The following is a 23,521-nucleotide window of genomic DNA, read 5'->3' as shown; positions in this document are numbered from 1 at the left end:
CTTAAAAAATTTTACCACCCTACAAAAAGTATAGAAAGTAGGATAAAAGTTTGTCCTACCTACTATGTTTCTTGTTTATTACATAGAAAAGGAGTAACATTATGACAGACGCAGTAGTAGATAAAATTTATCAATCCATTGAGAAGGCTTATTCAGCTTCAGAAGATAGTAAAAATAAGAAAACAAAAGCGATTTTAAATCAGGCAGTAGCAGACCTTTCTAAAGCTGCATCAATTGTTCATCAAGTGCATTGGTATATGCGTGGACCTGGCTTCTTTTATTTACATCCAAAAATGGATGAATTAATGGATAGCCTAAACGAAGACTTAGATGTTATGAGCGAACACTTGATTACTATTGGTGGCGCCCCTTATTCTACCTTGAAAGAATTTGATGACCATTCTTTATTAGAAGAAACTCCAGGAACATTTAAGAAAAAAATTCCAGATCATCTTGAAAGATTAGTAGAAGTTTATACTTATCTCAATAAACTTTATCAAGTTGGATTAGAAGTAACTGAAGAAGAGCACAATGATCCTACAAATGATATTTTTACAACTTCTAAGACCGAAATTGAAAAAACAATTTGGATGCTTCAAGCAGAGCTTGGACATAATCCAGAACTTGACTAAGTCTACCAGAGCCTGATTAAAGTCAGGCTTTTTAAGTGGAATTTTTCTGAAAATAGAGAAAGCGATTGCGTAAATATCTTGAAATACCTCTTCTTTTCTGCTAAAATTTACTTACTATGAAAACATTATATGATGTGCAACAGTTGCTTAAAAATTTTGGAATCTATATTTATATGGGTAAACGCCTGTATGATATTGAAATGATGAAAATTGAGCTTAAAAGAATCTATGACAAGGGTTTAATAGAAAAGTCAGAATACTTAAGAGCAGAATTGGTTTTAAGACAAGAACATAGAATAGAATTAGAAAAAGAAGGACAGGAAAATGAGTCGTAAATTATTGGGGATTGATTTAGGTGGTACAACTGTAAAGTTTGGGATACTAACCTTAGAGGGTGAAGTTCAGGAAAAATGGGCTATCGAGACAAATACCTTAGATGCTGGGAAACATATCGTGCCAGATATTATTGCCTCTATAAAACATCGACTTGATATGTATGGCTTATCAAAGGAAGATTTTATCGGTATTGGTATGGGCTCTCCTGGTGCAGTTGATCGTCAAGAAAATACAGTAACTGGAGCCTTTAATTTAAATTGGAAAGAAAAACAAGAAGTCGGTTCTATAATTGAAAAGGAAGTTGGAATTCCTTTTTCCATTGATAATGATGCCAATGTTGCTGCTCTAGGAGAAGGTTGGATAGGTGCTGGTAATAATAACCCAGACGTTGTTTTCATGACCCTAGGAACAGGTGTTGGTGGAGGTATTATAGCCGATGGCAACCTTATTCATGGCGTAGCTGGTGCTGGAGGAGAAATTGGCCACATGATTGTAGAGCCTATAAATGGTTTTGCTTGCACTTGTGGTTCTTATGGGTGTTTAGAAACAGTTGCTTCTGCTACTGGAGTAGTGAAAGTAGCAAGGTTATTAGCAGAAGCCTATGAAGGTAGCTCACAGATCAAAGCTGCAATTGATAATGGGGAAAATATTACAAGTAAAGATATTTTTGTTGCAGCAGAGTCTGGTGATTCCTTTGCCAATTCAGTTGTTGAAAAAGTTAGTTTTTACCTTGGTTTAGCCTCAGCTAATATTGCCAATATTTTAAATCCAGACTCTATTGTTATTGGTGGAGGAGTATCTGCAGCAGGGGAGTTTTTACGGTCCCGTATTGAACAGTATTTCCTTAAATTTACCTTTCCGCAAGTTAAACTTTCTACTCAAATTAAGATTGCTAAGTTGGGAAATGATGCAGGAATTATTGGGGCAGCTAGCCTTGCCAAACAATTTTTAACAAAATAGGAGAATAGTTATGTCACCATTTGTATTACTAGGTTGGCTAGTTCTTATCGCTGTAATTGCTTATTTTACATGGAATTATTTTTCTTTTAAAAGAATGGCCAAGCAAATTGATAATGCAACCTTCAAAGAAATGATGCTCTATAGTCAGATAATTGATTTAAGAGATCCAAGAGCTTTTCAGAATAAGCATATTTTAGGAGCACGTAATTTTCCTTATCAACAATTCAATGCTGCTATGAAATCGCTCAGGAAAGATAAGCCCATTCTCTTATATGAGAATGCTAACAGTCGCTTAGCACCCAGAGCTGTTAAGAAATTAAAAAAAGCAGGCTATACAGATTTATATCTCTTAAAAAATGGTATCGATTATTGGGATGGAAAAACAAAATAAGAATCATAGAAAACAAAGAGAAATCACGAAAATGTGGTTTCTCTTTTTATAATTACTCTAAGCTAAAAAGGGAAAACATGCGGCTGAAAACGTTTATATAATAGGTATTATTAAAAATACGTGCAAAAGACTTCAAGGCATGTTATACTTATTTAGTTAAAAATAAATATGTTACAAGAGGAAAAAATGACACAATTAAGAGAAGATATCCGCAACGTTGCCATCATCGCTCACGTTGACCACGGGAAAACAACACTAGTTGATGAGCTATTAAAACAGTCCCATACACTTGATGAGCGTAAAGAGCTTCAAGAAAGAGCAATGGATTCAAACGATCTTGAAAAAGAGCGTGGTATCACAATTCTCGCTAAAAATACTGCTGTTGCTTATAATGACGTTCGTATTAACATCATGGATACACCAGGACATGCGGACTTTGGTGGTGAAGTTGAACGGATTATGAAAATGGTTGATGGGGTTGTTCTTGTCGTTGATGCCTATGAAGGAACAATGCCACAGACACGTTTTGTTTTGAAAAAAGCATTGGAACAAGACTTAATTCCTATTGTTGTTGTCAATAAAATTGATAAACCATCAGCTCGTCCTGCAGAAGTAGTAGATGAAGTTCTTGAACTTTTCATTGAGCTTGGTGCAGATGATGAGCAATTAGAATTTCCTGTAGTTTATGCTTCAGCTATTAATGGTACATCTTCACTTTCTGATGATCCTGCTGACCAAGAACATACAATGGAACCCGTTTTTGATACCATTATTGACCATATTCCAGCTCCAAAAGATAATTCAGAAGAGCCACTCCAGTTTCAAGTATCACTCCTTGACTACAATGACTTTGTAGGACGTATTGGTATTGGACGTGTATTCCGCGGAACAATTAAAGTAGGCGATAATGTTACCCTTTCTAAATTAGATGGGACAACTAAAAACTTCCGTGTTACCAAATTATTTGGTTTCTTTGGTTTGGAACGTCGTGAAATCCAAGAAGCAAAAGCAGGAGATTTGATTGCTGTATCAGGTATGGAAGATATCTTTGTTGGCGAAACAATCACTCCTACAAATGCTATTGATCCACTTCCAATTTTACGTATTGATGAACCAACCCTTCAAATGACTTTCTTGGTTAATAATTCACCATTTGCTGGTCGTGAAGGAAAATGGGTAACTTCTCGCAAAATTGAAGAACGTCTACTAGCAGAATTACAAACAGACGTTTCTTTACGCGTTGATCCAACAGATTCTCCAGATAAATGGACTGTATCAGGTCGTGGTGAACTTCACTTATCTATTCTTATTGAAACAATGCGTCGTGAAGGTTATGAATTACAGGTGTCACGTCCAGAAGTTATCATTAAAGAAATTGACGGTGTTAAAATGGAACCTTTTGAACGTGTTCAAATTGATACACCTGAAGAATTCCAAGGTGCCATTATCCAGTCACTTTCAGAACGTAAGGGTGATATGCTTGATATGCAAATGGTTGGTAATGGTCAAACCCGTTTGATTTTCTTGATTCCAGCCCGTGGTTTAATTGGCTATTCAACTGAATTCTTATCTATGACACGTGGATACGGTATTATGAATCATACCTTTGATCAGTACCTACCTCTTGTTGCAGGTGAAATTGGTGGACGTCATCGTGGTGCTCTTGTTTCTATCGATCAAGGTAAGGCAACGACTTACTCAATCATGCGTGTTGAGGAACGCGGAACCATCTTTGTTAATCCAGGAACAGAAGTTTATGAAGGAATGATCATTGGTGAACATTCACGTGATAACGACTTGGGAGTTAATGTGACAACTGCCAAACAAATGACAAATGTGCGTTCTGCTAATAAAGACCAAACATCAGTTATTAAAACACCACGTATTTTAACTCTAGAAGAATCATTAGAATTCTTGAATGATGATGAATATATGGAAGTTACACCAGAATCAATTCGTTTACGTAAACAAATTTTAAATAAAGCAGCGCGTGATAAAGCTAACAAAAAGAAAAAATCTGCTGAATAAGCATTACTCTAAAAGATTTTTAAAAGGGACACTTTTTAAAGATCTTTTTGCGTCCTGGCACTTTTCCTTATAGATAAGTAATAAACTAGCTAGGGATAATGAGGAGGAGCACATTTTGTTTTATTTAATTATTGCCATATTGATAATTTCTTATTATCTGTTTATGGCTCCAGCAAGTATACGCAACACTTTATCAATGATTGGTTTGGTAGCCTTGGTAGCCTTGTTATTAGTATTAGCAGGCATGAGTATCGTTAAATTATTGCAGACCCCACCTGAATTTTTTATTGCTCTTGCAATGCTGGCCTTAGCGTATTTCTCTTTAAAGGACATCTTAAGAATGCCTAAAAAATGATTTTATAGTAAAAAGCTAGACTGAAAAAGTTTAGCTTTCATTATTGCCCAGAGAGCTTCAATTTCTATCTCTAAAGACTCTATGCTAGGGAGGATAAACCTTGAAAATACTAGAGAATAAAGGTAAAATAATAAGGTAATAGAATAGATTGAGTGGGAAAAATGAAAAAAATTACGGATTATAAAAATAAGAAGGTTCTTATTTTAGGATTAGCAAAATCAGGTCTAGCTGCTGCTAGATTATTAGCACGGCTGGGAGCTATTATTACTGTTAATGATGGCAAGGCTTTTGAAGAAAATCCTTCTGCCCAAGCCTTATTAGAAGAAGGCATAAAGGTTATTTGTGGTCATCATCCTTTAGAGTTATTGGATGAAAATTTTGAGTTACTAGTAAAAAATCCTGGGATTCCTTATAGTAATCCAATGGTCCAAAAGGCCATTGAAAAAAATATTCCCATAATTACAGAAGTCGAGTTAGCCTATTTAGTTTCACAGGCTCCAATTATAGCAATCACAGGATCAAATGGGAAAACGACTACTACGACAATGATAGCTGAAGTACTTAATCATGGAGGGCAGTCAGCTTTGTTATCTGGGAATATTGGCTATCCAGCATCTGATGTGGTTACCAGAGCTAAAGAAGATGATCAATTAGTTATGGAATTATCTTCTTTTCAACTAATGGGGATCTCAAAGTTCCATCCTCATATAGCTGTGATTACAAACTTAATGCCAAGTCATCTTGACTATCATGGAAGTTTTGAAAACTATATACAGGCTAAATGGAATATTCAATCTAACATGACTTCTGATGATTTTCTTATTTTAAATGCTGACCAAGATTTATCTAGTCAGTTAGCTAAGAAAACCGATGCTACTATTGTCTTTTTTTCAAGAAAGCATAAGGTGGAAGGTGCCTATTTACAAGGTGGAAATCTCTATTTTAAAGGTGAATGCATCATGAAAGCTTCAGAGATTGGTGTACCTGGCTTGCATAATATTGAAAATGCCTTAGCAACAATTGCAGTGGGAAAATTATCAGGAATAGAAAATCACTTAATTGCTGAAAGTATTGCTAGTTTTGGAGGTGTTAAGCACCGTCTGCAAAATCTTGGAGACATCAATCACGTGAGCTTTTATAATGATAGTAAGTCAACTAATATTTTAGCTTGCCAAAATGCCTTATCAGGTTTTGATAATAGTAAGGTTATTCTTATTGCTGGTGGGCTTGACAGAGGAAATGAATTTGATGAACTTGTCCCTGCCATTAGAGGCCTTAAAAAAATGGTTATTTTAGGACAATCAGCTGAGCGTATGAAACGAGCAGCTAAAAATGTAGAGGTATCTTACCTTGAGGCGCAGGATGTAGCTGATGCAACAAAAACTGCTTTTGAAATAGCTCAAGCAGGTGATATTATCCTTTTAAGCCCAGCTAATGCTAGTTGGGATATGTATGCTAATTTTGAAGTTCGTGGAGATGAATTTATAGCTACCTTCCAAGCGTTGAAGGAGCAGTCTAATGGCTAAAAAGATTTTGTTTACTGGTGGTGGAACTGTTGGTCATGTTACTTTAAATCTTATTTTGATGCCTAAGTTTATCAAAGATGGTTGGGAAATTCACTATATTGGCGATAAAAATGGTATTGAATTTAAAGAAATCGAAAAATCAGGATTAGTAGTCCATTTTCATTCCATACAGACTGGGAAATTAAGGCGTTATTTTTCTTGGCAAAATGTAATGGACTTTTTTAAGGTTGGATTTGGTCTACTTCAATCCTTGTTTATTATTGCGAAAATTAGACCTAAAGCCTTGTTTTCTAAAGGAGGATTTGTTTCAGTCCCTCCTGTAATAGCATCAAAGCTCTTAGGTCTTCCTGTTTTTGTTCATGAATCAGACTTATCAATGGGCCTAGCTAATAAAATTGCTTCTAAATTTGCAACTACCCTTTATACAACTTTTGAGCAAAAAACAGCAGTTCAAAATATCAAACATATTGGGGCTGTGACTAAGGTTAAAAAACTTGCAGATGGAAAGAATCAGGCACAAGCTATTACGAGTCAATTTGATCCTACTTTAAAAACCCTCTTATTCATTGGTGGATCTGCTGGTGCCAGTGTTTTCAATCATTTTATTAGTGACAATAAGGTCTTGACTGAGAAATATAATGTCATTAATATTACAGGTGATTCTACTTTAAATACCAGTCAGAAAAACTTGCTCAGAGTAGATTATGTAACTGATCTTTACCAACCCTTGATGGGTATAGCCGATATTGTTATTACCCGAGGTGGTTCCAATACCTTATTTGAACTTTTAGCCATGCAAAAATTACATCTTATTGTTCCACTTGGAAAAGAGGCAAGTCGAGGAGATCAGTTGGAAAACGCAGATTATTTTGAGCAACATGGCTATGCAAGACAAATAGCTGAAGAGAATTTAACCATTGAAAATCTGGATAAAGAAATTAACTATTTATCTCTTCATAAGGATTCTTTTATAGCGAAAATGGCTGATTCTAAAGAAATTAAATCACCTGATCTATTCTATGACTTGTTAAGAGCTGATATATGCTCTAAAACAAAGGAAGATTAAATGACAAAAAATAAAGATACTAAACAGGATTTAGATGCTAAGCCAGTGAAAGAGCCAATTGAACTTACGGAATGGCAGAAGCGAAACATCGAATTTCTTAAAAAACAAAAAGAAAAAGCAGCAGAAGAGAAAAAGCAAAAAGAAAAGCTCTTACTTGAAAAAAAAGCTACCGTTCTTCACCAGTCTGATGACCTATCTTCTCAAAGTGAAGATAAGGAGAATATCAAGGACTCATCTTTGGGACAAGAAGCTCAAGAAAATCAAGAAGCTTCCCAAGTTGAAGAAGAATTAACTCAAAACTATGAGGAATCTCAAGATCTAACAAAAGCTAAGAAACCTAAAAGAATTAAACATAGGAAAAAGGAAAAAAGTAAAGGCCAACAAGCATTTATCAAATCTTTACCAGTCCTTCTTATATCTTTATTGGTCTTATCCTTATCGCTATTTCTCTTAAGTCCCTATAGTAAGATGAAGGAATTTTCTGCTAAGGGGAACAAGCATGTTACTTTAACAGAACTGATAGAGCAAAGTCAGATTAAATCATCAGATTATTTCTTTAAGGTAGCTTTTTCTTCGGCACGTTTTGCTGAAAATGTTAAACTAAGTAATCCCTGGATAAAAAAAATTAGCTTGGATTATAAGCTACCTATTCATTTTATGTTTAATGTAACTGAATATGATATTATTGCTTATGCGCAGGTTGAAAATAGTTTTCAACCAATTTTAGAAAATGGGCGTCGTGTAGCAGTTATAAATAAGGAAAAATTACCAAAATCTTATTTAATCATTAATCTAGAAAATGAAAAAGATATTCAAGACCTGATTAAATCACTGACCAAATTACCAGATAAATTAGTGAAAGACATAAAATCAGTCTCACTAGCCAATTCCTCGTCAACAAAGGATTTACTAGTCCTTGAACTGCATGATGGTAATACCATTCGAGTACCGCAATCTGAAATTGTAGATAAGTTACCTTATTATTTGAAAATAAAGAAAAGCTTAACTCAAGCTAGCATTGTTGATATGGAAGTAGGAATTTATTCAACCACTCAGGATATTGAAGCTCAAGATGCTAAAGTTCAAGAAGAAAAACCAGAAGCTCTTGTTGAACAGCAAGCTAGTGGGCCTCAAGCAACAAATCCAGAGAATCCCCCTTCAAGTCAGCCTCCAAGTCCAGCAGATTCGCAAGAGCAAGTAGCAGCTTCATCAGAAAATCATGTAAATGAAGCAAGAACTCAGTAAAGTTATTTAGTAACTTAATTTTTGTTAAAGAAGCCTGATATATCAGTCTAATTGTACCAATAAAAAAGATTAAGTTTATATAACAAAAAACGTAAAATGATAACATTTTACGTTTTTTTATGGTATAATATTCACTGAATAATTCTGTTTTTGGCAGATTTGAGAATAGCAAAAGTTTGGAAAGATAGTGAGGTCGAGTGAATGGCTAGAAATGGCTTTTTTACTGGTTTGGATATAGGAACTAGCTCCATAAAAATATTGGTTGCAGAATTTATTTCTGGTGAAATGAATGTTATTGGTGTTAGCAATGTCCCTAGTACAGGCGTAAAAGATGGAATAATTATTGATATTGAAGCAGCATCAGTTGCAATCAAAGCAGCAGTAGAACAAGCTGAAGAAAAAGCAGGTATGACTATTGAAAAAATCAATGTTGGTCTACCAGCGAATCTTCTTCAAATTGAACCTACTCAAGGAATGATACCTGTACCAAGTGAATCTAAAGAAATTAAAGATGAAGATGTGGACAGTGTAGTAAAATCAGCCTTGACAAAGAGTATTACCCCTGAGCGTGAAGTTATTTCATTAGTCCCAGAAGAATTTATCGTTGATGGTTTCCAAGGTATTCGTGATCCACGTGGTATGATGGGTATTCGTTTAGAAATGCGTGGATTGATATATACAGGTCCAAGCACTATTTTACACAACTTACGTAAGACAGTTGAACGTGCAGGCATTAAAGTTGAGAATGTTATTATTTCTCCGCTAGCCATGGCAAAATCTGTTTTAAATGAGGGTGAGCGTGAGTTTGGTGCAACAGTTATTGATATGGGAGGGGGACAAACTACAGTTGCTTCCATGAAATCTCAAGAACTACAGTATACTAATATTTATACTGAAGGTGGCGATTATATTACTAAGGACATTTCAAAAGTCCTTAAAACATCTATGTCAATTGCCGAAGCCTTAAAATTTAATTTTGGTCAGGCTGATATCAATGAAGCTAGCGAAACAGAAACTGTCAAGGTCGATGTAGTCGGTAGCGATGAGCCTGTAGAAGTTACCGAACGTTACCTATCAGAAATTATTTCTGCCCGTATTCGTCATATTTTAGATCGTGTAAAACAGGATTTAGAAAGAGGACGTTTACTTGAACTTCCTGGAGGAATTGTCTTAATTGGTGGAGGAGCAATTATTCCTGGTGTTGTTGAAGTAGCTCAAGAAATATTTGCTACAAATGTTAAATTACATGTTCCCAATCAAGTAGGTATTAGAAATCCAATGTTTGCGAATGTAATTAGTTTAGTTGAATATGTAGGAAGAATGTCTGAGGTTGATGTCTTAGCACAAAGTGCAGTATCAGGAGAAGAGTTTTTAAGACGTAAACCAGTAGATTTCTCAGGTCAAGAATCTTATATTCCTAACTATAATGAAGCAAGAACTGCACCTGCTAACTCTAATGTTCAACAATCTGCTCCGGTCGATTACGGAGTACATGAACACAGTGAACCTAAGCAAAAATTAGGTGACCGAGTTCGTGGAATATTTGGAAGTATGTTTGATTAAAAGATAGTAATAAAAGTGAGGAAATAAAATGGCATTTTCATTTGATACAGCATCTGTTCAGGGTGCACTTATTAAGGTAATCGGTGTTGGTGGCGGGGGTGGAAACGCTATTAACCGTATGATTGATGAAGGCGTTGCAGGAGTAGAATTTATTGCTGCTAATACTGATATTCAAGCACTAAGTTCATCAAAAGCAGAAACAGTAATCCAACTTGGACCTAAATTAACAAGAGGACTTGGCGCTGGAGGTCAACCTGAAGTTGGTCGCAAAGCAGCTGAAGAAAGCGAAGAAGTCTTAACAGAAGCTCTTACTGGTTCAGATATGGTATTTATTACCGCTGGTATGGGTGGTGGCTCTGGTACTGGTGCAGCACCGGTTATTGCACGTATCGCTAAAAGTCTAGGTGCTCTTACAGTAGCAGTAGTAACAAGACCTTTTGGTTTTGAAGGAAATAAACGTGGCAATTTTGCTATCGAAGGTATTCAAGAATTGCGTGAGCAAGTTGATACCTTATTGATTATTTCAAACAATAACCTCCTTGAAATTGTTGACAAAAAGACGCCATTATTAGAAGCACTTAGTGAAGCAGATAATGTATTACGTCAAGGTGTTCAAGGAATTACAGATTTAATTACTAGTCCAGGACTTATTAACCTTGACTTTGCCGATGTGAAGACAGTTATGGCAAATAAAGGAAATGCCCTAATGGGTATTGGTATTGGTACTGGTGAAGAACGTATCGTTGAAGCAGCACGTAAAGCTATCTACTCACCATTATTAGAAACAACCATTGATGGCGCAGAAGATGTCATTGTTAATGTTACAGGTGGTCTTGACATGACACTGACAGAGGCTGAAGAAGCATCTGAAATTGTGGGACAAGCAGCAGGTAATGGCGTTAATATTTGGCTTGGTACTTCCATTGACGACAGTATGAATGATGAGATTCGTGTTACTGTTGTAGCTACTGGTGTACGTCAAGATAAAGCAGAGCAGGTTTCAGGATTACGTCAGCATTCTCGTACTTACACTCAAGCTAATGCACAGCAAGCTGGCGCGCAATATGCAAATGAGCAAGCTCCTCAAGCTAGTCAACCAAGTTTTGAACGTCAATCAAATTTCGATTTTGATATGACTGAAACTCGTGAGATGCCAAGAAGTCAGGTAAAGTCACATAAACAAGCTCAAAACCAAGGCTCAGCTTTTGGAAATTGGGATTTAAGACGTGATAACATTGCTCGTCCAACTGAGAGTGAATTAGATAAGCAATTAAAAATGTCAACTTTTTCAGCTAATGAAGAAGATGATGATGAATTAGAAACACCACCATTTTTCAAGAATCGTTAAGAGTAAGAATGGATTTAAAAAAAAATAAAGATACTATTTTCAAAAGTATTGAGGAAGCAGCTAAAGAAGCAGGCAGAAAGCAAGAAGATGTGACTGTTATTGCTGTGACAAAATATGTTGATAATACTATTGCCAAAGGGTTAGTTGATTTAGGAATTAAGCATATTGGAGAAAGTCGTGTTGATAAATTTCTAGATAAGTATGCTATTCTTAATAATGAAGCATTAACCTGGCATTTAATTGGAAGTCTACAACGTCGAAAAGTAAAAGATGTTATTAATTATGTGGACTATTTTCATGCTCTAGATTCAATACATTTAGCTAAAGAGATTGAAAAAAGAGCTAATCATCCCATTAAATGTTTCCTGCAAGTTAATATTTCTGGTGAAGATAGTAAGCATGGATTTACAGTTTCTGAAATAGATCAAGCTATTGAAGAAATAAGTAAACTTAATAAAGTTCAACTTGTAGGTCTCATGACAATGGCACCATTAGATGCAGATCAAAAAACGATTGCTGAAATTTTTGAAGAAGCAAGACAGCTTCGAAATAAATTACAAGCAGAAAATAGGAAGAATATGCCTTTTACTGAATTAAGTATGGGAATGAGTAACGATTTTACAATTGCTATTCAACATGGAGCAAGCTTTGTTCGTATTGGAACTTCTTTCTTTAAATAAATGGAGAAAAAGATGGCATTTAAAGACACAATTAATAAGATGATTTCTTATTTTGATACTGATGAGGTCAGTGAAGTAGAAGAGGAAACTCCTATTCAAAAAGCAGAAGCGGCACCAAAACAACAACCACAACAAAAAGTTAGGCAAAGTCATACGCAACAAGTACCTCAACAGCGTCCTTTATCGCAAACTAAGACACAAACGAGAGACAATCACTTACCTAACTACCAAAATCAATCAAGGCCTACTTCAGGAGATACTTATGAAAGAAGAGCTAGTCAACAAGAAGCTCATCTAGCCTCTAATTTTTCTAAAGGTCAAAATTTACAAGAGACAAATCTTCGTGAGCAGACAACTATTGCTTTGAAATTTCCAAAAAAGTATGAAGATGCTCAAGAAATCGTTGATCTTTTAATTGAAAATGAATGTGTCTTGATTGATTTCCAGTATATGCTTGATGCGCAGGCAAGAAGATGTTTAGATTTTATTGATGGTGCTAGTAAAGTATTATATGGAACGCTACAAAAAGTGGGCTCTTCTATGTATCTGTTGACCCCATCAAATGTATCTGTTAATATTGAAGATATGAATATTCCTAACAGCAACCAAGACTTTGGTTATGATTTTGATATGAAGAGACGTTAGAGCGATGATTTTTTTACTAATAGTTCTTTTAAATATTATAAAAGTTTATTCATACTTACTTTTAGTTTATGCCTTGTTATCTTGGTTTCCCAGTGCTTACAACACATGGGTGGGGAGGATAATAAGTCATCTGGTTGAACCTGTTTTAAGGCCTTTTAAGAAGTTGCCCTTACAGTTTGCCGGTATTGATTTCACCATCATTGTTGTGATGGTTGCTTTAAATTTTTTAAGTGATTTACTAATTAGATTATTTTCATAATGGCAGAACATACAAATATCTATCAACATTTTCACCCTGATGAATATTCCTTTATTGAAAAGATGAGTGATTTTGTTGAGCGTGTTGAAAACAATTATGCCTTGCAGGTTACTGATTTTCTCAACCCACGACAGATGGAAATACTTAAGGTACTAGTAGCAACTAGTAAACTACAGTACTTTTCTTCTGCTGATTTTTACCATACTGAATATGGAAGAGTAATTATTGCGCCTGATTATTATAGTTTAAATCAAGATGACTTTGACTTAGCGCTTGTTGAGATAAGCTATAATTCTAAGTTTAACCGTATTAGTCACTCCCAAATCTTAGGAACCTTACTTAATGAATTGGGTATTAAACGCTCCTTGCTCGGGGATATTTTAGTGCAAGAAGGGTATGCCCAAATTATGATAAGTTGTAATTTATTAAGTTATTTTTTAGGGAATATCACTAAAATAGCAAGGGCTAGTGTTCAATTAAGGGAAATTCCTCTTTCTAAGATTGCTTTATCTGAGACTCAAGAGAATACTATTGACATCACTCTTTCTAGTTTGCGACTTGATCGGGTTATGGCTAGTGTATTGAAGCTCTCACGTAGTCAAGCTATTAAATTGCTAGAATCAGATAAGGTAAAGGTAAATTATGGAACTGTAAGAAGGACTTCTGACAGTCTTTCCATAGGAGATTTGGTTAGCGTCCGTGGCTTTGGGAGATTTAAATTACTTGAAGATAATGGTTTTACTAAAAATGGAAAGTATAAACTAAAATTTAGCAAAATGATGCATAAATAAGGAGATATAATGGCACTTACAACACTTGAAATTAAAGATAAAACTTTTAGAACAAGCTTCCGAGGATTTAATGAAGACGAAGTCAATGAGTTCCTTGATATTGTGGTTGATGACTATGAGGACTTAGTCAAAAAGAATCGTGAACAAGAAGCAAAAATTAAAAGCTTAGAAGAAAAGTTATCATACTTTGATGAAATGAAGGAATCACTTAGTCAGTCAGTTATCCTTGCACAAGAAACTGCTGAAAAAGTCAAAGCATCAGCAAATGCTGAGGCTACTAACCTAGTAAGTAAAGCAAATTATGATGCCCAACATTTATTAGATGAGTCAAAAGCTAAAGCTAATCAAATCCTTCGTGATGCAACTGATGAAGCAAAACGTGTAGCTGTTGAAACAGAAGAACTAAAACGTCATACACGTGTTTTCCATCAACGCTTACTTTCGTCTATTGAATCACAACTTAAACTTGCTAATTCTCCTGAGTGGGATGAATTGTTACAGCCTACAGCAGTCTATCTTCAAAATTCAGATGTAGCATTTAAAGAAGTTGTTAAGGAAGTTCTTAATGAAGAAATTCCTGAGGCAGATGATAGCTCTTCATTTGATGCAACACGTCAATTCTCACCAGAAGAAATGGAAGAATTACAACGTCGTGTCGATGAAGGTAACAAAGAATTAGAAAGCTTCAATTCAAATCTTACAAGCAGTGAAACACCTGAGCCTGAACTTAATTTGAATGAAACACAAACCTTTAAATTGAATATTGATAATTAAGAAAAACACGATAACTTATCTATAAATACAGCAAACAGGGAAAGATGAGAGCCCTGTATTCCCTGGTTAAGTTTATTATCATTTTCTTTTATTCTAACTGAAAGATGGGTAAGTTAGGAGGTTTAGCACGCCTTACGGGCTAAGAGGGAATAATAAATTATTATTCTAAACTAAGGTGGTACCACGAGCTTTCGTCCTTTATAGAGACGGAGCTTTTTTATTATTTTAGAGAGCATCATTAAGATGTATTGAGGAGTTTAGACTTATGAAGTTAAAAGAAACATTAAACCTTGGGAAAACGGCATTTCCAATGAGAGCAGGGCTTCCTAATAAGGAACCCAAATGGCAAGAAGCTTGGAGCCAGGAAAATATTTACCAAAAGCGTCAGGAATTAAATGAAGGAAAACCAGCCTTTCATTTACACGATGGGCCTCCTTATGCTAATGGTAATATTCATGTGGGACATGCCTTAAATAAAATTTCAAAAGATATTATTGTACGTTCTAAGTCTATGTCAGGCTATCAGGCACCTTTTGTTCCAGGTTGGGATACACATGGCTTACCTATTGAACAAGTTCTAGCTAAAAAAGGTGTGAAGCGTAAAGAAATAGATTTAGTTCACTACTTAGAAATGTGTCGTGACTATGCCTTGAGTCAAGTTGATAAACAAAGAGAAGACTTCAAAAGGCTTGGAATTTCTGCAGATTGGGAAAATCCTTATGTAACTTTAGATCCTCATTATGAAGCAGACCAAATCCGAGTTTTTGGAGCAATGGCAGATAAGGGTTATATCTATCGTGGTGCTAAACCTGTCTATTGGTCTTGGTCATCTGAATCTGCTTTAGCTGAGGCTGAAATTGAGTATCACGATATTGACTCAACCTCACTTTACTATGCTAATAAGGTCAAAGATGGTAAAGGGATTCTGGATACGGATACCTATATTGTAGTTTGGACAACAACCCCTTTTACAGTAACAGCTTCTCGTGGTCTAACTGTAGGACCAGATATGGATTATGTAGTTGTTAAACCAGCTGCAAGTTCTAAGAAATATCTTATAGCAGAAGGTCTTTTAGACTCTTTAGCGACAAAATTTGCTTGGTCTGACTTTGAGATTCTATCAAGCCATAAGGGTTCAGAGCTTGAATATATTGTAACAGAGCATCCTTGGGACAATGAGGTAATAGAACTAGTTATCTTAGGAGACCATGTTACTTTGGACTCTGGTACAGGTATTGTCCATACAGCGCCAGGTTTTGGTGAGGATGACTACAATGTAGGAATTAAATATAATCTTGAGGTTGCTGTGACTGTTGATGGTCGTGGTTTAATGACTGAAAATGCAGGTAGTGACTTCCATGGACAGTTCTATGACAAAGTTACTCCATTAGTTATTGAAAAATTAGGGGACTTACTGTTAGCTCAAGAAGTTATTAATCACTCATACCCATTTGATTGGCGTACTAAAAAACCAATTATTTGGCGTGCAGTTCCTCAGTGGTTTGCTTCTGTTTCAGAATTTCGTCAGGATATTTTAGATGAGATTGAAAAAACAAGTTTCCATCCTTCTTGGGGTAAAACACGACTTTACAACATGATTCGTGATAGAGGAGACTGGGTTATCTCTCGACAGCGTGCTTGGGGAGTTCCCTTGCCAATTTTCTATGCTGAAGATGGCACAGCTATTATGTCTAAAGAAGTAACAGATCATCTGGCTGATTTATTTGAAAAAGAAGGTTCTATTATTTGGTGGAAATCTGAGGCCAAGGACTTATTACCAGAAGGCTTTACGCATCCAGGTTCACCAAATGGAGAATTTACTAAAGAAACCGATATCATGGATGTTTGGTTTGACTCTGGTTCTTCTTGGAATGGGGTCATGAATGCTCGCAAGCAACTAGCTTATCCTGCTGATCTGTATTTAGAAGGTTCAGATCAATACCGTGGTTGGTTTAATTCTTCTTTGATCACCTCAGTTGCTGTCAATGGTCACGCTCCTTATAAATCACTCTTATCGCAAGGCTTTGTTCTCGATGGTAAGGGTGAGAAAATGTCTAAATCAAAAGGAAATATTATTTCTCCTAATGATGTGGCTAAACAATATGGTGCTGAAATTCTACGTCTCTGGGTAACATCTGTTGATACTGATAATGATGTTCGTGTTTCAATGGACATTTTGGGACAGGTTTCTGAAACCTATCGTAAGATTAGAAATACCCTTCGCTTCTTAATTGCCAACACTTCAGACTTTAATCCAAAAACTGATACCATTGCTTATGAGGAACTAGCAGCTGCAGATAAGTATATGACTATTAAATTTAATAAACTTGTAGAGGTCTTTCATAAGTCCTATGAGTCCTATGATTTAATGGCAATTTATAAGGCTGTTGTTAATTTCGTAACAATTGATTTATCAGCCTTTTACCTAGACTTTGCTAAAGATGTTGTTTATATTGAAGCAGCAAATAGTCCTCAAAGAAGAGGTATGCAGACAGTATTTTATGATATTCTGGTTAAGATTACTAAGCTTTTAACTCCAATTCTTCCTCATACATCTGAAGAAATTTGGTCTTATTTGGAATTTGAAGAGGAAGAGTTTGTACAACTTACAGAATTACCTGCTGTTGAAAACTTTAGTGGTCAAGAGGAGATTTTAGAGGCTTGGGAAGCATTTTTAAGCCTACGTAATCAGGCACAAAAGGCCTTGGAAGAAGCACGTAATGCCAAGATTATTGGTAAATCACTAGAAGCTCATTTAACTATTTATGCTAATGAAGAAATTAAAACACTTCTTACTGCTTTAGATAGCGATATTGCCTTATTATTGATTGTCTCACAACTAACCATAGCTGATTTAGAGCAAGCACCAAAAGATGCCCTCGCCTTTGATGGTCTTGCCTTTACAGTTAGTCATGCACAAGGACAAGTTTGTGAACGGTCACGTCGTATTGATCCCACAACAAGAATGCGTTCTTATGGAGCCTTCGTATGTGACCACAGTGCTAAAATTATTGAAGAGAACTTCCCACAAGCTGTGGCAGAAGGTTTTGAACAATAATTCTAAAGATAATTGCTTTGAATTAAGATTAAAGAGTTAAGTCTATGTGAATTAGCTCTTTAGTCTTTTTTATGTGCTTAACAAAAAGAAAACCCCAAAAAGTCTTTAAAAAGCTTTTTGGAGTTCATGATATTAGTTTTTATAATTTATTTACTTTAACTTTTTATTTGAAATGAAATCTCAATAAGGTTATTGGTATGTAAGGTTCTGGATTTATCAGGAATAACCTGACTAGAATCAATTTTACGTTTTAGAAAGAAAGTTCTAATAAGACTTAGTTCTTCTTCTTTAATAGCACGGTATTTGTTTGAAATAAGTAATTCATAATGGCTAGGAGCCTTTGTAAAAATAACATCGGTATTGCCTGCAGAATAAACCTCTACTAATTGAGCATCGGTATTACGAAGTTGATTTTGCACAAGTTCAGGATGGCTACTGGTTGTATTAATTAGTCTCATATATTTCCTCCGACCTATTATTTGACATATAAGTATGATATGATTTCAAAAAATTTAGTGGTGTTTTTTAACCCATTTTTTAAGTCCCCATTGATGGCTGCCACGCTTTAATTTAGATTGCGCTTCACCTACACTAAACCAAGCTACATGATTGAAATCTTCTAGTGGTTGACCAAGTACTTGGTAAGAAGTAGCTTCATAGATATAGGCAGGATTATGAAAATAGGTATCGCGATGGGATGAATAAAAATACTCATCAGCTTGGCCATAATAATAACCTAAAGTGGCTGAAAAGCCTAATTCTTCCTCTAGTTCTCTTTTTAAAGCACTGAAGTGGTTTTCACCTTTTTCAATCTCACCACCAGGTAAGAACCAAGAACCATTTGGAGCCTGAACTAAAATAAGCTGATCTCTCTCTTTATTTGGAATAATAGCATAGACACCATATCGTGTTTGGTAATCTTTATTCTCCATTTTTTTACCGAATTTTGGAACTGTCATAAGCTCCCCCCTTTTTACTATTATACTAAATTTTTATAAATAAATGTTGGAAAATGCTAACTTTGTCCAACTAAAAATAAGAAAACCTTATTTCTCACTATTAAGAAATAAGGTTTAGTATCAGTACAATTAAGCAATTTACCTATCTGTTTTTGGATTGTCAGATGCTTTGGCTGCTAGAGAATTCTCAGCTTTTGTATTTGCTTTAATGAGAATATTTCCCTTGCTAGTCATAATAGCTCTTAAGTCTTTTTCGGTAGGATTTTCTAAGTAAAAATCAGTAATAGCATCTTCAATATGTTCTTGGATGGTACGTCTTAGAGGGCGAGCTCCCATTTTAGGATCATAGCCTAAGTCAACTAATTTTTCCTTTACTTTTTGAGTGACAAACAGATGAATATTATTATGCGCTAGCCTTGTGTTAACATCTTCTAACATAAGATCAACAATCTGTAAGAGATTGTCCTTGCTTAATGGCTTAAATTCAACAATGCCATCAAAACGATTCATAAGTTCTGGACTAAAGTAGTTGCTTAATTCTCCAAGGACCGAGCTTGTTCGGCCTTCACGGGCAGCCCCAAAACCTACAGAGGCTTCTGATTTTCCGGTACCAGCATTTGAGGTCATTATGATAATAGTGTCTTTGAAGCTTACGGTACGGCCTTGTCCATCTGTTAAACGACCATCATCTAAAACTTGTAAAAACATGTGCATAACGTCGGGATGAGCTTTTTCAACTTCATCTAACAAAATAAGGGAATAGGGATTACGACGGACTTTTTCTGTTAGTTGTCCGGCTTCTTCATAGCCTACATAACCTGGAGGAGCTCCAACTAATTTTGAAACAGCATGTTTTTCCATATATTCGGACATATCAAAACGAATCATATTATCGGCTGAACCAAAAAGTTCAATAGCTAATTGTTTAGACAGTTCTGTTTTACCCACACCTGTTGGGCCGACAAATAAGAAGGAACCAATTGGTCGATTTGGACTACCTAAGCCAACGCGATTACGACGAATAGCCTTGGCAATTTTATCAACAGCATCATCTTGCCCAATAACATGTTTTTTGAGGTCCTCAGAAAGGTTGACTAATTGTGATTGTTCCTTTTCTTTTAGGTCACCTACGGGAATATTTGTTTTTTGTTCAACGATAGCTTCAATAGTTTTTTCAGTGATGATTGGAATATCCATATCATCAACTTTTTCTTTTTGTAATTCTTTATATTTAGCGATTTGGTCTCGGAAATAGGCAGCTCTTTCATAGTCTTCATCTCGAGTAGCCTGTGCTTTTAAGTTTTCGGCTTCAATTAAACGTTTATCAATTTCTTTAGGATCAACAAAGTTTAAGGTTAGATTCATTTTAGAACCTGCTTCATCCAATAAATCAATAGCTTTATCGGGAAGGAAACGGTCTTGAATATAACGGTTTGATAAGTTAGCAGCAGCCTCAATGGCATCTTTAGTGTATTTTACATGGTGATAATCTTCATACTTAGCTTGAATACCTTTTAAGATGGTAATAGTTTCTTCGACAGAAGGTTCATCAACTTTTACAGGTTGCATACGTCTTTCTAGAGCTGCGTCCTTTTCAATAATCCGATATTCATTAAGGGTGGTAGCGCCAACCAGTTGTAACTCACCTCTGGCTAAGGCCGGTTTTAAGATATTACCCGCATCCATATTGCCATCACCAGCATTTCCGGCTCCCACAATTTCATGAATTTCATCAATAAATAAAATAACATCTTTTCGATTTCGAATTTCTTCCATGAGTTTTTGCATGCGTTCTTCGAATTGACCACGAATGCCAGTTCCTTGAACTAGACTAACTACATCAAGGCGAATAACCTGTTTGTTTTGTAATTTATGGGGCACATTTCCATCAATTATTTTTTGAGCTAAGCCTTCAACAACAGCTGTTTTACCAACACCTGGCTCCCCTATTAAAACAGGATTATTTTTGGTACGACGGTTTAGAATTTCGATAACACGTACAATTTCATCATCTCTTCCAATAACAGGGTCAATATCACCACGTCTTGCAATTTCAGTGACATTAATTCCAAATTCTTCCAGAAGTCCCTTTTGTCTGTTTGGAGCAGCTTGGCTACTCATAGCAGAAGGGTTACCATTATTTCCCCCTCCATGACCACCATCTCGTCCAGCTTGGGTTGGGGGGGTATTTGGTAATTGTCCAAATGCTTTAAAGTTATTGAGGTCTCCAAAGAAATCATCCAAGAAAGGATTATGGGAGTTTTCTTGTGAATGAGGATTTAAACCATTTAAAATAGCCTTTCCACCGTCAGTTTTCATAATTTGGTAACAATTTTGGCAAAGATCAATCTGTCTTTGCTTTCCATTCACACTAGTGTAAAGGTGAATAGAAGCTTCATTTAATTTACAATTTTGACAAAGCATAGAATACCTCCAGAGCTTTTAATAAAGCTAAATCATTTAGTCAAAAATGGTCAAACTTCATAATCATATTATAGCATCTAAACTTGGGAAATCAAGTAAAAAGCTTAGAAATTAGCACTTTCATATAGAGAGTGATAATAGTAAACAAGAGAAAGGATAGCAGTGATAAAGAATGAATAAGGCTGGCATTTATAAGAAAATTAGTTCTTTTTATGTTTGTTTAGCTATTTTTATGTTAAAATAATAGGGATAACAAACGAAGAGGAGAATTGAAATGGAATCACATTTAGTGAGAATCATAAATCGTCTTGAATTGATGGTAAACGACGGTGGTAATTTAAAAAGAAATTTTGAAAAAGATGGTGTTGTAGTTGCAGAAGTAGCTTTTTCAAATGATCCAGAAAATGGACCAGTATTTACATTACGTGATGTAGAGGCACGTGAGTCATATTCTTTTGATAGTATTGATTTAATTGCTATGGAAATCTATGATTTATTATATTAATGACAATTCTAAAAGACTTACTGAGGGTAAGTTTTTTTGTTTAGAATTTTATGTACATTTCTAAACTAGGAAGCAACAGTAGCAGCTACTGATGTACTAGGTTCCTGTTTATCAACTTATTTGATTAGGAGCTTGCAAAGAAAGTGACATGACTTTTTTTTTTCGTTATAATGGTAAAAAAGTTAGCAAGGAGTATGTATGGCAAAAATAATGGATGGCAAAGCTCTGGCAAAAAAGATGCAAGAGAAGTTAGCAGAAAAAGTAAAGGCCTTAAAAGAAGAATTTGATACCATTCCAGGCTTGGTTGTGATATTAGTTGGAGATAACCCAGCAAGCCAAATCTATGTCAAAAATAAAGAAAAAGCAGCCCTTGCAGCTGGATTTAAGAGTGAGACAGTTCGCTTATCAGAGTCCATTAGCCAGGAAGAATTAATTCAGATTATTCATGATTATAATTTAGATTCAAGTATTCATGGCATATTAGTACAACTTCCTTTACCACAACATATCAATGATAAAAAAATTATTTTGGAAATTAGCCCAGACAAGGATGTTGATGGTTTCCATCCTATGAATACAGGGCATCTATGGTCAGGCCGGCCTCTAATGGTACCTTGTACACCAGCTGGGATTATGGAATTAATCAGTGAGTGTGGCATTGACCTAGAAGGCAAAAATGCAGTTATTATCGGGCGATCAAATATTGTTGGTAAGCCTATGGCTCAGCTTTTGTTAGATAAAAATGCTACGGTAACTCTAGCGCACTCAAGAACCCGACACTTGGAAAAAATTGCAAAAAGAGCAGATATCTTAATTGTAGCCATTGGTCAAGGGCATTTCATTACCAAAGAATTTGTTAAAGAAGGTGCAGTGGTTATTGACGTTGGCATGAATCGTGATGATCAGGGGAAACTTATTGGAGATGTTGACAGTGAACAGGTAGCCAAAGTGGCTAGTTACCTGACTCCAGTTCCTGGTGGCGTAGGGCCGATGACTATTACAATGCTCTTAGAACAAACCTATCAATCAGCCCTAAGAAGAGTTAGCCAATGATAATTAATGAAGAAGACCTAAAAAAGGTCATAGTAGCAAGAGATCCCAAAAGTCATAAGGGGGATTTTGGGCATGCTCTCTTAATTGGAGGTTGCTATCCTTATCATGGTGCTATTATAATGGCAGCCTTAGCCTGTGTTAATAGCGGGGCAGGATTAGTAACAGTGGCAACAGACAAAGAAAATATCAGTAGCCTGAATACAAGTTTGCCTGAAGCAATGGCCATCTCTATAGACGATTCACCTTTGCTAATTAAGTATATTCAAAAAGCGGATCTTATATTAATTGGTCCGGGTTTAGCTGAAGATAGCAGAGCACAAGCTGTTTTTGACCTTACCCTAAAACATCTTACCGCTGATAAGATTGTTCTAATTGATGGCTCTGCTCTTAATCTATTAGCAAAAAAAGAAACCTATATGATCAATGTCAGAACCCTAATTTTGACCCCCCATCAAAAAGAATGGGAAAGATTATCTGGGCTCAAGATAGATCAACAAAATCCAGTAAACAATCAAAAATGCTTACAAGTATTTCCAAACAAGACAATTCTAGTAGCCAAAAGCCATCAAACAAAGGTTTTAAGGGGTGAGGATTATTTTGAACTTAAGCATGGAGGTCCGTATCAATCTATAGGTGGCATGGGAGATACTCTTGCTGGGATGATTGCAGCTTTTGCCCTTCAATTTCCTAAATCAACTCTTTTTGAAAAGGTGGCCTGTGCAACCTATCTTCATTCAAAGATTGCTGAGGATTTATCTCAAGAACATTATCTTGTACGACCAACCTTAATCAGTCATAATATTCCCAAAGCTATGCAAAAAATATGTCTCAGTAATCAAGCTTAGTAACTTCAAATAATTTATAAAAATACTAATTGTCACTTTTTAAGAAAAGCTTAAACCACTCATACAATAAAAGCCTAA

General features: G+C 35.6%; 23 protein-coding genes. 20 read left to right on the top strand and 3 right to left on the bottom strand.

Features of this window, described 5'->3' with window-relative positions; all coding sequences use genetic code 11:
• The first annotated feature begins 101 nt into the window (after positions 1-101).
• The 17 genes from A3GU_RS0107345 (at position 102) to ileS (ending at position 17,657) form a co-directional block, all read left to right on the top strand.
• Complete coding sequence (locus A3GU_RS0107345; RefSeq protein WP_018366896.1) at positions 102-632, top strand: Dps family protein; 531 nt, start codon at positions 102-104, stop codon at positions 630-632.
• 116 nt (positions 633-748) lie between these two features.
• Positions 749-967, top strand: a complete 219-nt coding sequence (locus tag A3GU_RS0107340) for a YqgQ family protein (protein ID WP_026216483.1) — start codon at positions 749-751, stop codon at positions 965-967.
• Positions 957-1,928 carry an ROK family glucokinase gene (locus A3GU_RS0107335; protein WP_018366894.1) on the top strand — a complete coding sequence of 324 codons (972 nt, stop codon included), beginning with the start codon at positions 957-959 and terminating at the stop codon, positions 1,926-1,928. Before A3GU_RS0107340 ends, A3GU_RS0107335 begins: the two co-directional genes overlap by 11 nt.
• Before the next feature lie 10 nt (positions 1,929-1,938).
• A complete protein-coding gene (locus A3GU_RS0107330) occupies positions 1,939-2,319 on the top strand; it encodes a rhodanese-like domain-containing protein (RefSeq protein ID WP_018366893.1) in 381 nt (126 codons plus the stop codon).
• A 186-nt stretch (positions 2,320-2,505) separates the two neighbouring features.
• Positions 2,506-4,347: a translational GTPase TypA gene (gene typA / locus A3GU_RS0107325; protein ID WP_018366892.1), complete on the top strand. Its 1,842-nt coding sequence runs from the start codon at positions 2,506-2,508 to the stop codon at positions 4,345-4,347.
• Between the two features lie 115 nt (positions 4,348-4,462).
• Positions 4,463-4,702, top strand: a complete 240-nt coding sequence (locus A3GU_RS0107320; protein WP_018366891.1) for a DUF3165 family protein — start codon at positions 4,463-4,465, stop codon at positions 4,700-4,702.
• 161 nt (positions 4,703-4,863) lie between these two features.
• The gene (gene murD / locus A3GU_RS0107315; RefSeq protein ID WP_018366890.1) at positions 4,864-6,228 is read left to right on the top strand and encodes a UDP-N-acetylmuramoyl-L-alanine--D-glutamate ligase; all 1,365 of its coding nucleotides are present in this window, start codon (positions 4,864-4,866) and stop codon (positions 6,226-6,228) included.
• Positions 6,221-7,294 (top strand): UDP-N-acetylglucosamine--N-acetylmuramyl-(pentapeptide) pyrophosphoryl-undecaprenol N-acetylglucosamine transferase, encoded by a 1,074-nt coding sequence (locus A3GU_RS0107310; protein WP_018366889.1) that lies wholly within the window; start codon positions 6,221-6,223, stop codon positions 7,292-7,294. The genes murD and A3GU_RS0107310 overlap by 8 nt, the downstream gene beginning before the upstream one ends.
• Positions 7,295-8,539 (top strand): cell division protein FtsQ/DivIB, encoded by a 1,245-nt coding sequence (locus A3GU_RS0107305; protein ID WP_018366888.1) that lies wholly within the window; start codon positions 7,295-7,297, stop codon positions 8,537-8,539.
• A 201-nt stretch (positions 8,540-8,740) separates the two neighbouring features.
• Positions 8,741-10,102 (top strand): cell division protein FtsA, encoded by a 1,362-nt coding sequence (gene ftsA / locus A3GU_RS0107300; protein ID WP_018366887.1) that lies wholly within the window; start codon positions 8,741-8,743, stop codon positions 10,100-10,102.
• A gap of 28 nt (positions 10,103-10,130) precedes the next feature.
• Positions 10,131-11,450: a cell division protein FtsZ gene (ftsZ, locus tag A3GU_RS0107295; protein ID WP_018366886.1), complete on the top strand. Its 1,320-nt coding sequence runs from the start codon at positions 10,131-10,133 to the stop codon at positions 11,448-11,450.
• A gap of 8 nt (positions 11,451-11,458) precedes the next feature.
• A complete protein-coding gene (locus tag A3GU_RS0107290) occupies positions 11,459-12,130 on the top strand; it encodes a YggS family pyridoxal phosphate-dependent enzyme (protein ID WP_018366885.1) in 672 nt (223 codons plus the stop codon).
• A 12-nt stretch (positions 12,131-12,142) separates the two neighbouring features.
• Positions 12,143-12,775 (top strand): cell division protein SepF, encoded by a 633-nt coding sequence (locus tag A3GU_RS0107285; protein ID WP_018366884.1) that lies wholly within the window; start codon positions 12,143-12,145, stop codon positions 12,773-12,775.
• A gap of 4 nt (positions 12,776-12,779) precedes the next feature.
• Positions 12,780-13,034 (top strand): YggT family protein, encoded by a 255-nt coding sequence (locus A3GU_RS0107280; RefSeq protein ID WP_018366883.1) that lies wholly within the window; start codon positions 12,780-12,782, stop codon positions 13,032-13,034.
• Positions 13,034-13,825 (top strand): YlmH family RNA-binding protein, encoded by a 792-nt coding sequence (locus A3GU_RS0107275; protein WP_018366882.1) that lies wholly within the window; start codon positions 13,034-13,036, stop codon positions 13,823-13,825. The genes A3GU_RS0107280 and A3GU_RS0107275 overlap by 1 nt, the downstream gene beginning before the upstream one ends.
• Before the next feature lie 9 nt (positions 13,826-13,834).
• Complete coding sequence (locus tag A3GU_RS0107270) at positions 13,835-14,599, top strand: DivIVA domain-containing protein (protein WP_018366881.1); 765 nt, start codon at positions 13,835-13,837, stop codon at positions 14,597-14,599.
• Positions 14,600-14,864: 265 nt separating this feature from the next.
• Complete coding sequence (gene ileS, locus A3GU_RS0107265; protein WP_018366880.1) at positions 14,865-17,657, top strand: isoleucine--tRNA ligase; 2,793 nt, start codon at positions 14,865-14,867, stop codon at positions 17,655-17,657.
• Between the two features lie 155 nt (positions 17,658-17,812).
• On the opposite strand, the gene A3GU_RS0107260 is transcribed toward ileS, so the two are convergent.
• The 3 genes from A3GU_RS0107260 to A3GU_RS0107250 all read right to left on the bottom strand — a co-directional run bounded on the left by A3GU_RS0107260 (position 17,813) and on the right by A3GU_RS0107250 (position 21,040).
• Entirely contained in the window at positions 17,813-18,115 is a 303-nt protein-coding gene (locus tag A3GU_RS0107260; protein WP_018366879.1) for a DUF1827 family protein, read from the bottom strand.
• Between the two features lie 54 nt (positions 18,116-18,169).
• Positions 18,170-18,616 carry an NUDIX hydrolase gene (locus tag A3GU_RS0107255; protein ID WP_018366878.1) on the bottom strand — a complete coding sequence of 149 codons (447 nt, stop codon included), beginning with the start codon at positions 18,614-18,616 and terminating at the stop codon, positions 18,170-18,172.
• 138 nt (positions 18,617-18,754) lie between these two features.
• Positions 18,755-21,040, bottom strand: coding sequence for an ATP-dependent Clp protease ATP-binding subunit (locus A3GU_RS0107250; protein WP_018366877.1), 2,286 nt, complete (start codon positions 21,038-21,040; stop codon positions 18,755-18,757).
• 274 nt (positions 21,041-21,314) lie between these two features.
• On the opposite strand from A3GU_RS0107250, the gene A3GU_RS0107245 reads away from it, so the two are divergent.
• The 3 genes from A3GU_RS0107245 to A3GU_RS0107235 all read left to right on the top strand — a co-directional run bounded on the left by A3GU_RS0107245 (position 21,315) and on the right by A3GU_RS0107235 (position 23,443).
• Positions 21,315-21,545: a YkuJ family protein gene (locus A3GU_RS0107245; RefSeq protein ID WP_018366876.1), complete on the top strand. Its 231-nt coding sequence runs from the start codon at positions 21,315-21,317 to the stop codon at positions 21,543-21,545.
• A gap of 198 nt (positions 21,546-21,743) precedes the next feature.
• Entirely contained in the window at positions 21,744-22,598 is an 855-nt protein-coding gene (locus A3GU_RS0107240; protein WP_018366875.1) for a bifunctional methylenetetrahydrofolate dehydrogenase/methenyltetrahydrofolate cyclohydrolase, read from the top strand.
• Positions 22,595-23,443, top strand: a complete 849-nt coding sequence (locus tag A3GU_RS0107235; protein ID WP_018366874.1) for an NAD(P)H-hydrate dehydratase — start codon at positions 22,595-22,597, stop codon at positions 23,441-23,443. The genes A3GU_RS0107240 and A3GU_RS0107235 overlap by 4 nt, the downstream gene beginning before the upstream one ends.
• The last annotated feature ends 78 nt before the right edge of the window (positions 23,444-23,521 follow it).

The organism is Streptococcus didelphis DSM 15616 (assembly GCF_000380005.1).
In the GTDB taxonomy this organism is placed as follows: Bacteria; Bacillota; Bacilli; order Lactobacillales; family Streptococcaceae; genus Streptococcus; species Streptococcus didelphis.
The sequence above is the reverse complement of the archived record's forward strand: the minus strand, read 5'-3'. Positions and strand labels throughout refer to the sequence as shown.

What these genes read in the sequence shown, in the direction of transcription:
- A3GU_RS0107345 (WP_018366896.1), top strand. Translation starts at nt 102, where the DNA reads ATGACAGACGCAGTAGTAGATAAAATTTATCAATCCATTGAGAAGGCT.
- A3GU_RS0107340 (WP_026216483.1), top strand. Translation starts at nt 749, where the DNA reads ATGAAAACATTATATGATGTGCAACAGTTGCTTAAAAATTTTGGAATC.
- A3GU_RS0107335 (WP_018366894.1), top strand. Translation starts at nt 957, where the DNA reads ATGAGTCGTAAATTATTGGGGATTGATTTAGGTGGTACAACTGTAAAG.
- A3GU_RS0107330 (WP_018366893.1), top strand. Translation starts at nt 1,939, where the DNA reads ATGTCACCATTTGTATTACTAGGTTGGCTAGTTCTTATCGCTGTAATT.
- typA (WP_018366892.1), top strand. Translation starts at nt 2,506, where the DNA reads ATGACACAATTAAGAGAAGATATCCGCAACGTTGCCATCATCGCTCAC.
- murD (WP_018366890.1), top strand. Translation starts at nt 4,864, where the DNA reads ATGAAAAAAATTACGGATTATAAAAATAAGAAGGTTCTTATTTTAGGA.
- A3GU_RS0107310 (WP_018366889.1), top strand. Translation starts at nt 6,221, where the DNA reads ATGGCTAAAAAGATTTTGTTTACTGGTGGTGGAACTGTTGGTCATGTT.
- A3GU_RS0107305 (WP_018366888.1), top strand. Translation starts at nt 7,295, where the DNA reads ATGACAAAAAATAAAGATACTAAACAGGATTTAGATGCTAAGCCAGTG.
- ftsA (WP_018366887.1), top strand. Translation starts at nt 8,741, where the DNA reads ATGGCTAGAAATGGCTTTTTTACTGGTTTGGATATAGGAACTAGCTCC.
- ftsZ (WP_018366886.1), top strand. Translation starts at nt 10,131, where the DNA reads ATGGCATTTTCATTTGATACAGCATCTGTTCAGGGTGCACTTATTAAG.
- A3GU_RS0107290 (WP_018366885.1), top strand. Translation starts at nt 11,459, where the DNA reads ATGGATTTAAAAAAAAATAAAGATACTATTTTCAAAAGTATTGAGGAA.
- A3GU_RS0107285 (WP_018366884.1), top strand. Translation starts at nt 12,143, where the DNA reads ATGGCATTTAAAGACACAATTAATAAGATGATTTCTTATTTTGATACT.
- A3GU_RS0107280 (WP_018366883.1), top strand. Translation starts at nt 12,780, where the DNA reads ATGATTTTTTTACTAATAGTTCTTTTAAATATTATAAAAGTTTATTCA.
- A3GU_RS0107275 (WP_018366882.1), top strand. Translation starts at nt 13,034, where the DNA reads ATGGCAGAACATACAAATATCTATCAACATTTTCACCCTGATGAATAT.
- A3GU_RS0107270 (WP_018366881.1), top strand. Translation starts at nt 13,835, where the DNA reads ATGGCACTTACAACACTTGAAATTAAAGATAAAACTTTTAGAACAAGC.
- ileS (WP_018366880.1), top strand. Translation starts at nt 14,865, where the DNA reads ATGAAGTTAAAAGAAACATTAAACCTTGGGAAAACGGCATTTCCAATG.
- A3GU_RS0107260 (WP_018366879.1), bottom strand. Translation starts at nt 18,115, where the DNA reads ATGAGACTAATTAATACAACCAGTAGCCATCCTGAACTTGTGCAAAAT.
- A3GU_RS0107255 (WP_018366878.1), bottom strand. Translation starts at nt 18,616, where the DNA reads ATGACAGTTCCAAAATTCGGTAAAAAAATGGAGAATAAAGATTACCAA.
- A3GU_RS0107250 (WP_018366877.1), bottom strand. Translation starts at nt 21,040, where the DNA reads ATGCTTTGTCAAAATTGTAAATTAAATGAAGCTTCTATTCACCTTTAC.
- A3GU_RS0107245 (WP_018366876.1), top strand. Translation starts at nt 21,315, where the DNA reads ATGGAATCACATTTAGTGAGAATCATAAATCGTCTTGAATTGATGGTA.
- A3GU_RS0107240 (WP_018366875.1), top strand. Translation starts at nt 21,744, where the DNA reads ATGGCAAAAATAATGGATGGCAAAGCTCTGGCAAAAAAGATGCAAGAG.
- A3GU_RS0107235 (WP_018366874.1), top strand. Translation starts at nt 22,595, where the DNA reads ATGATAATTAATGAAGAAGACCTAAAAAAGGTCATAGTAGCAAGAGAT.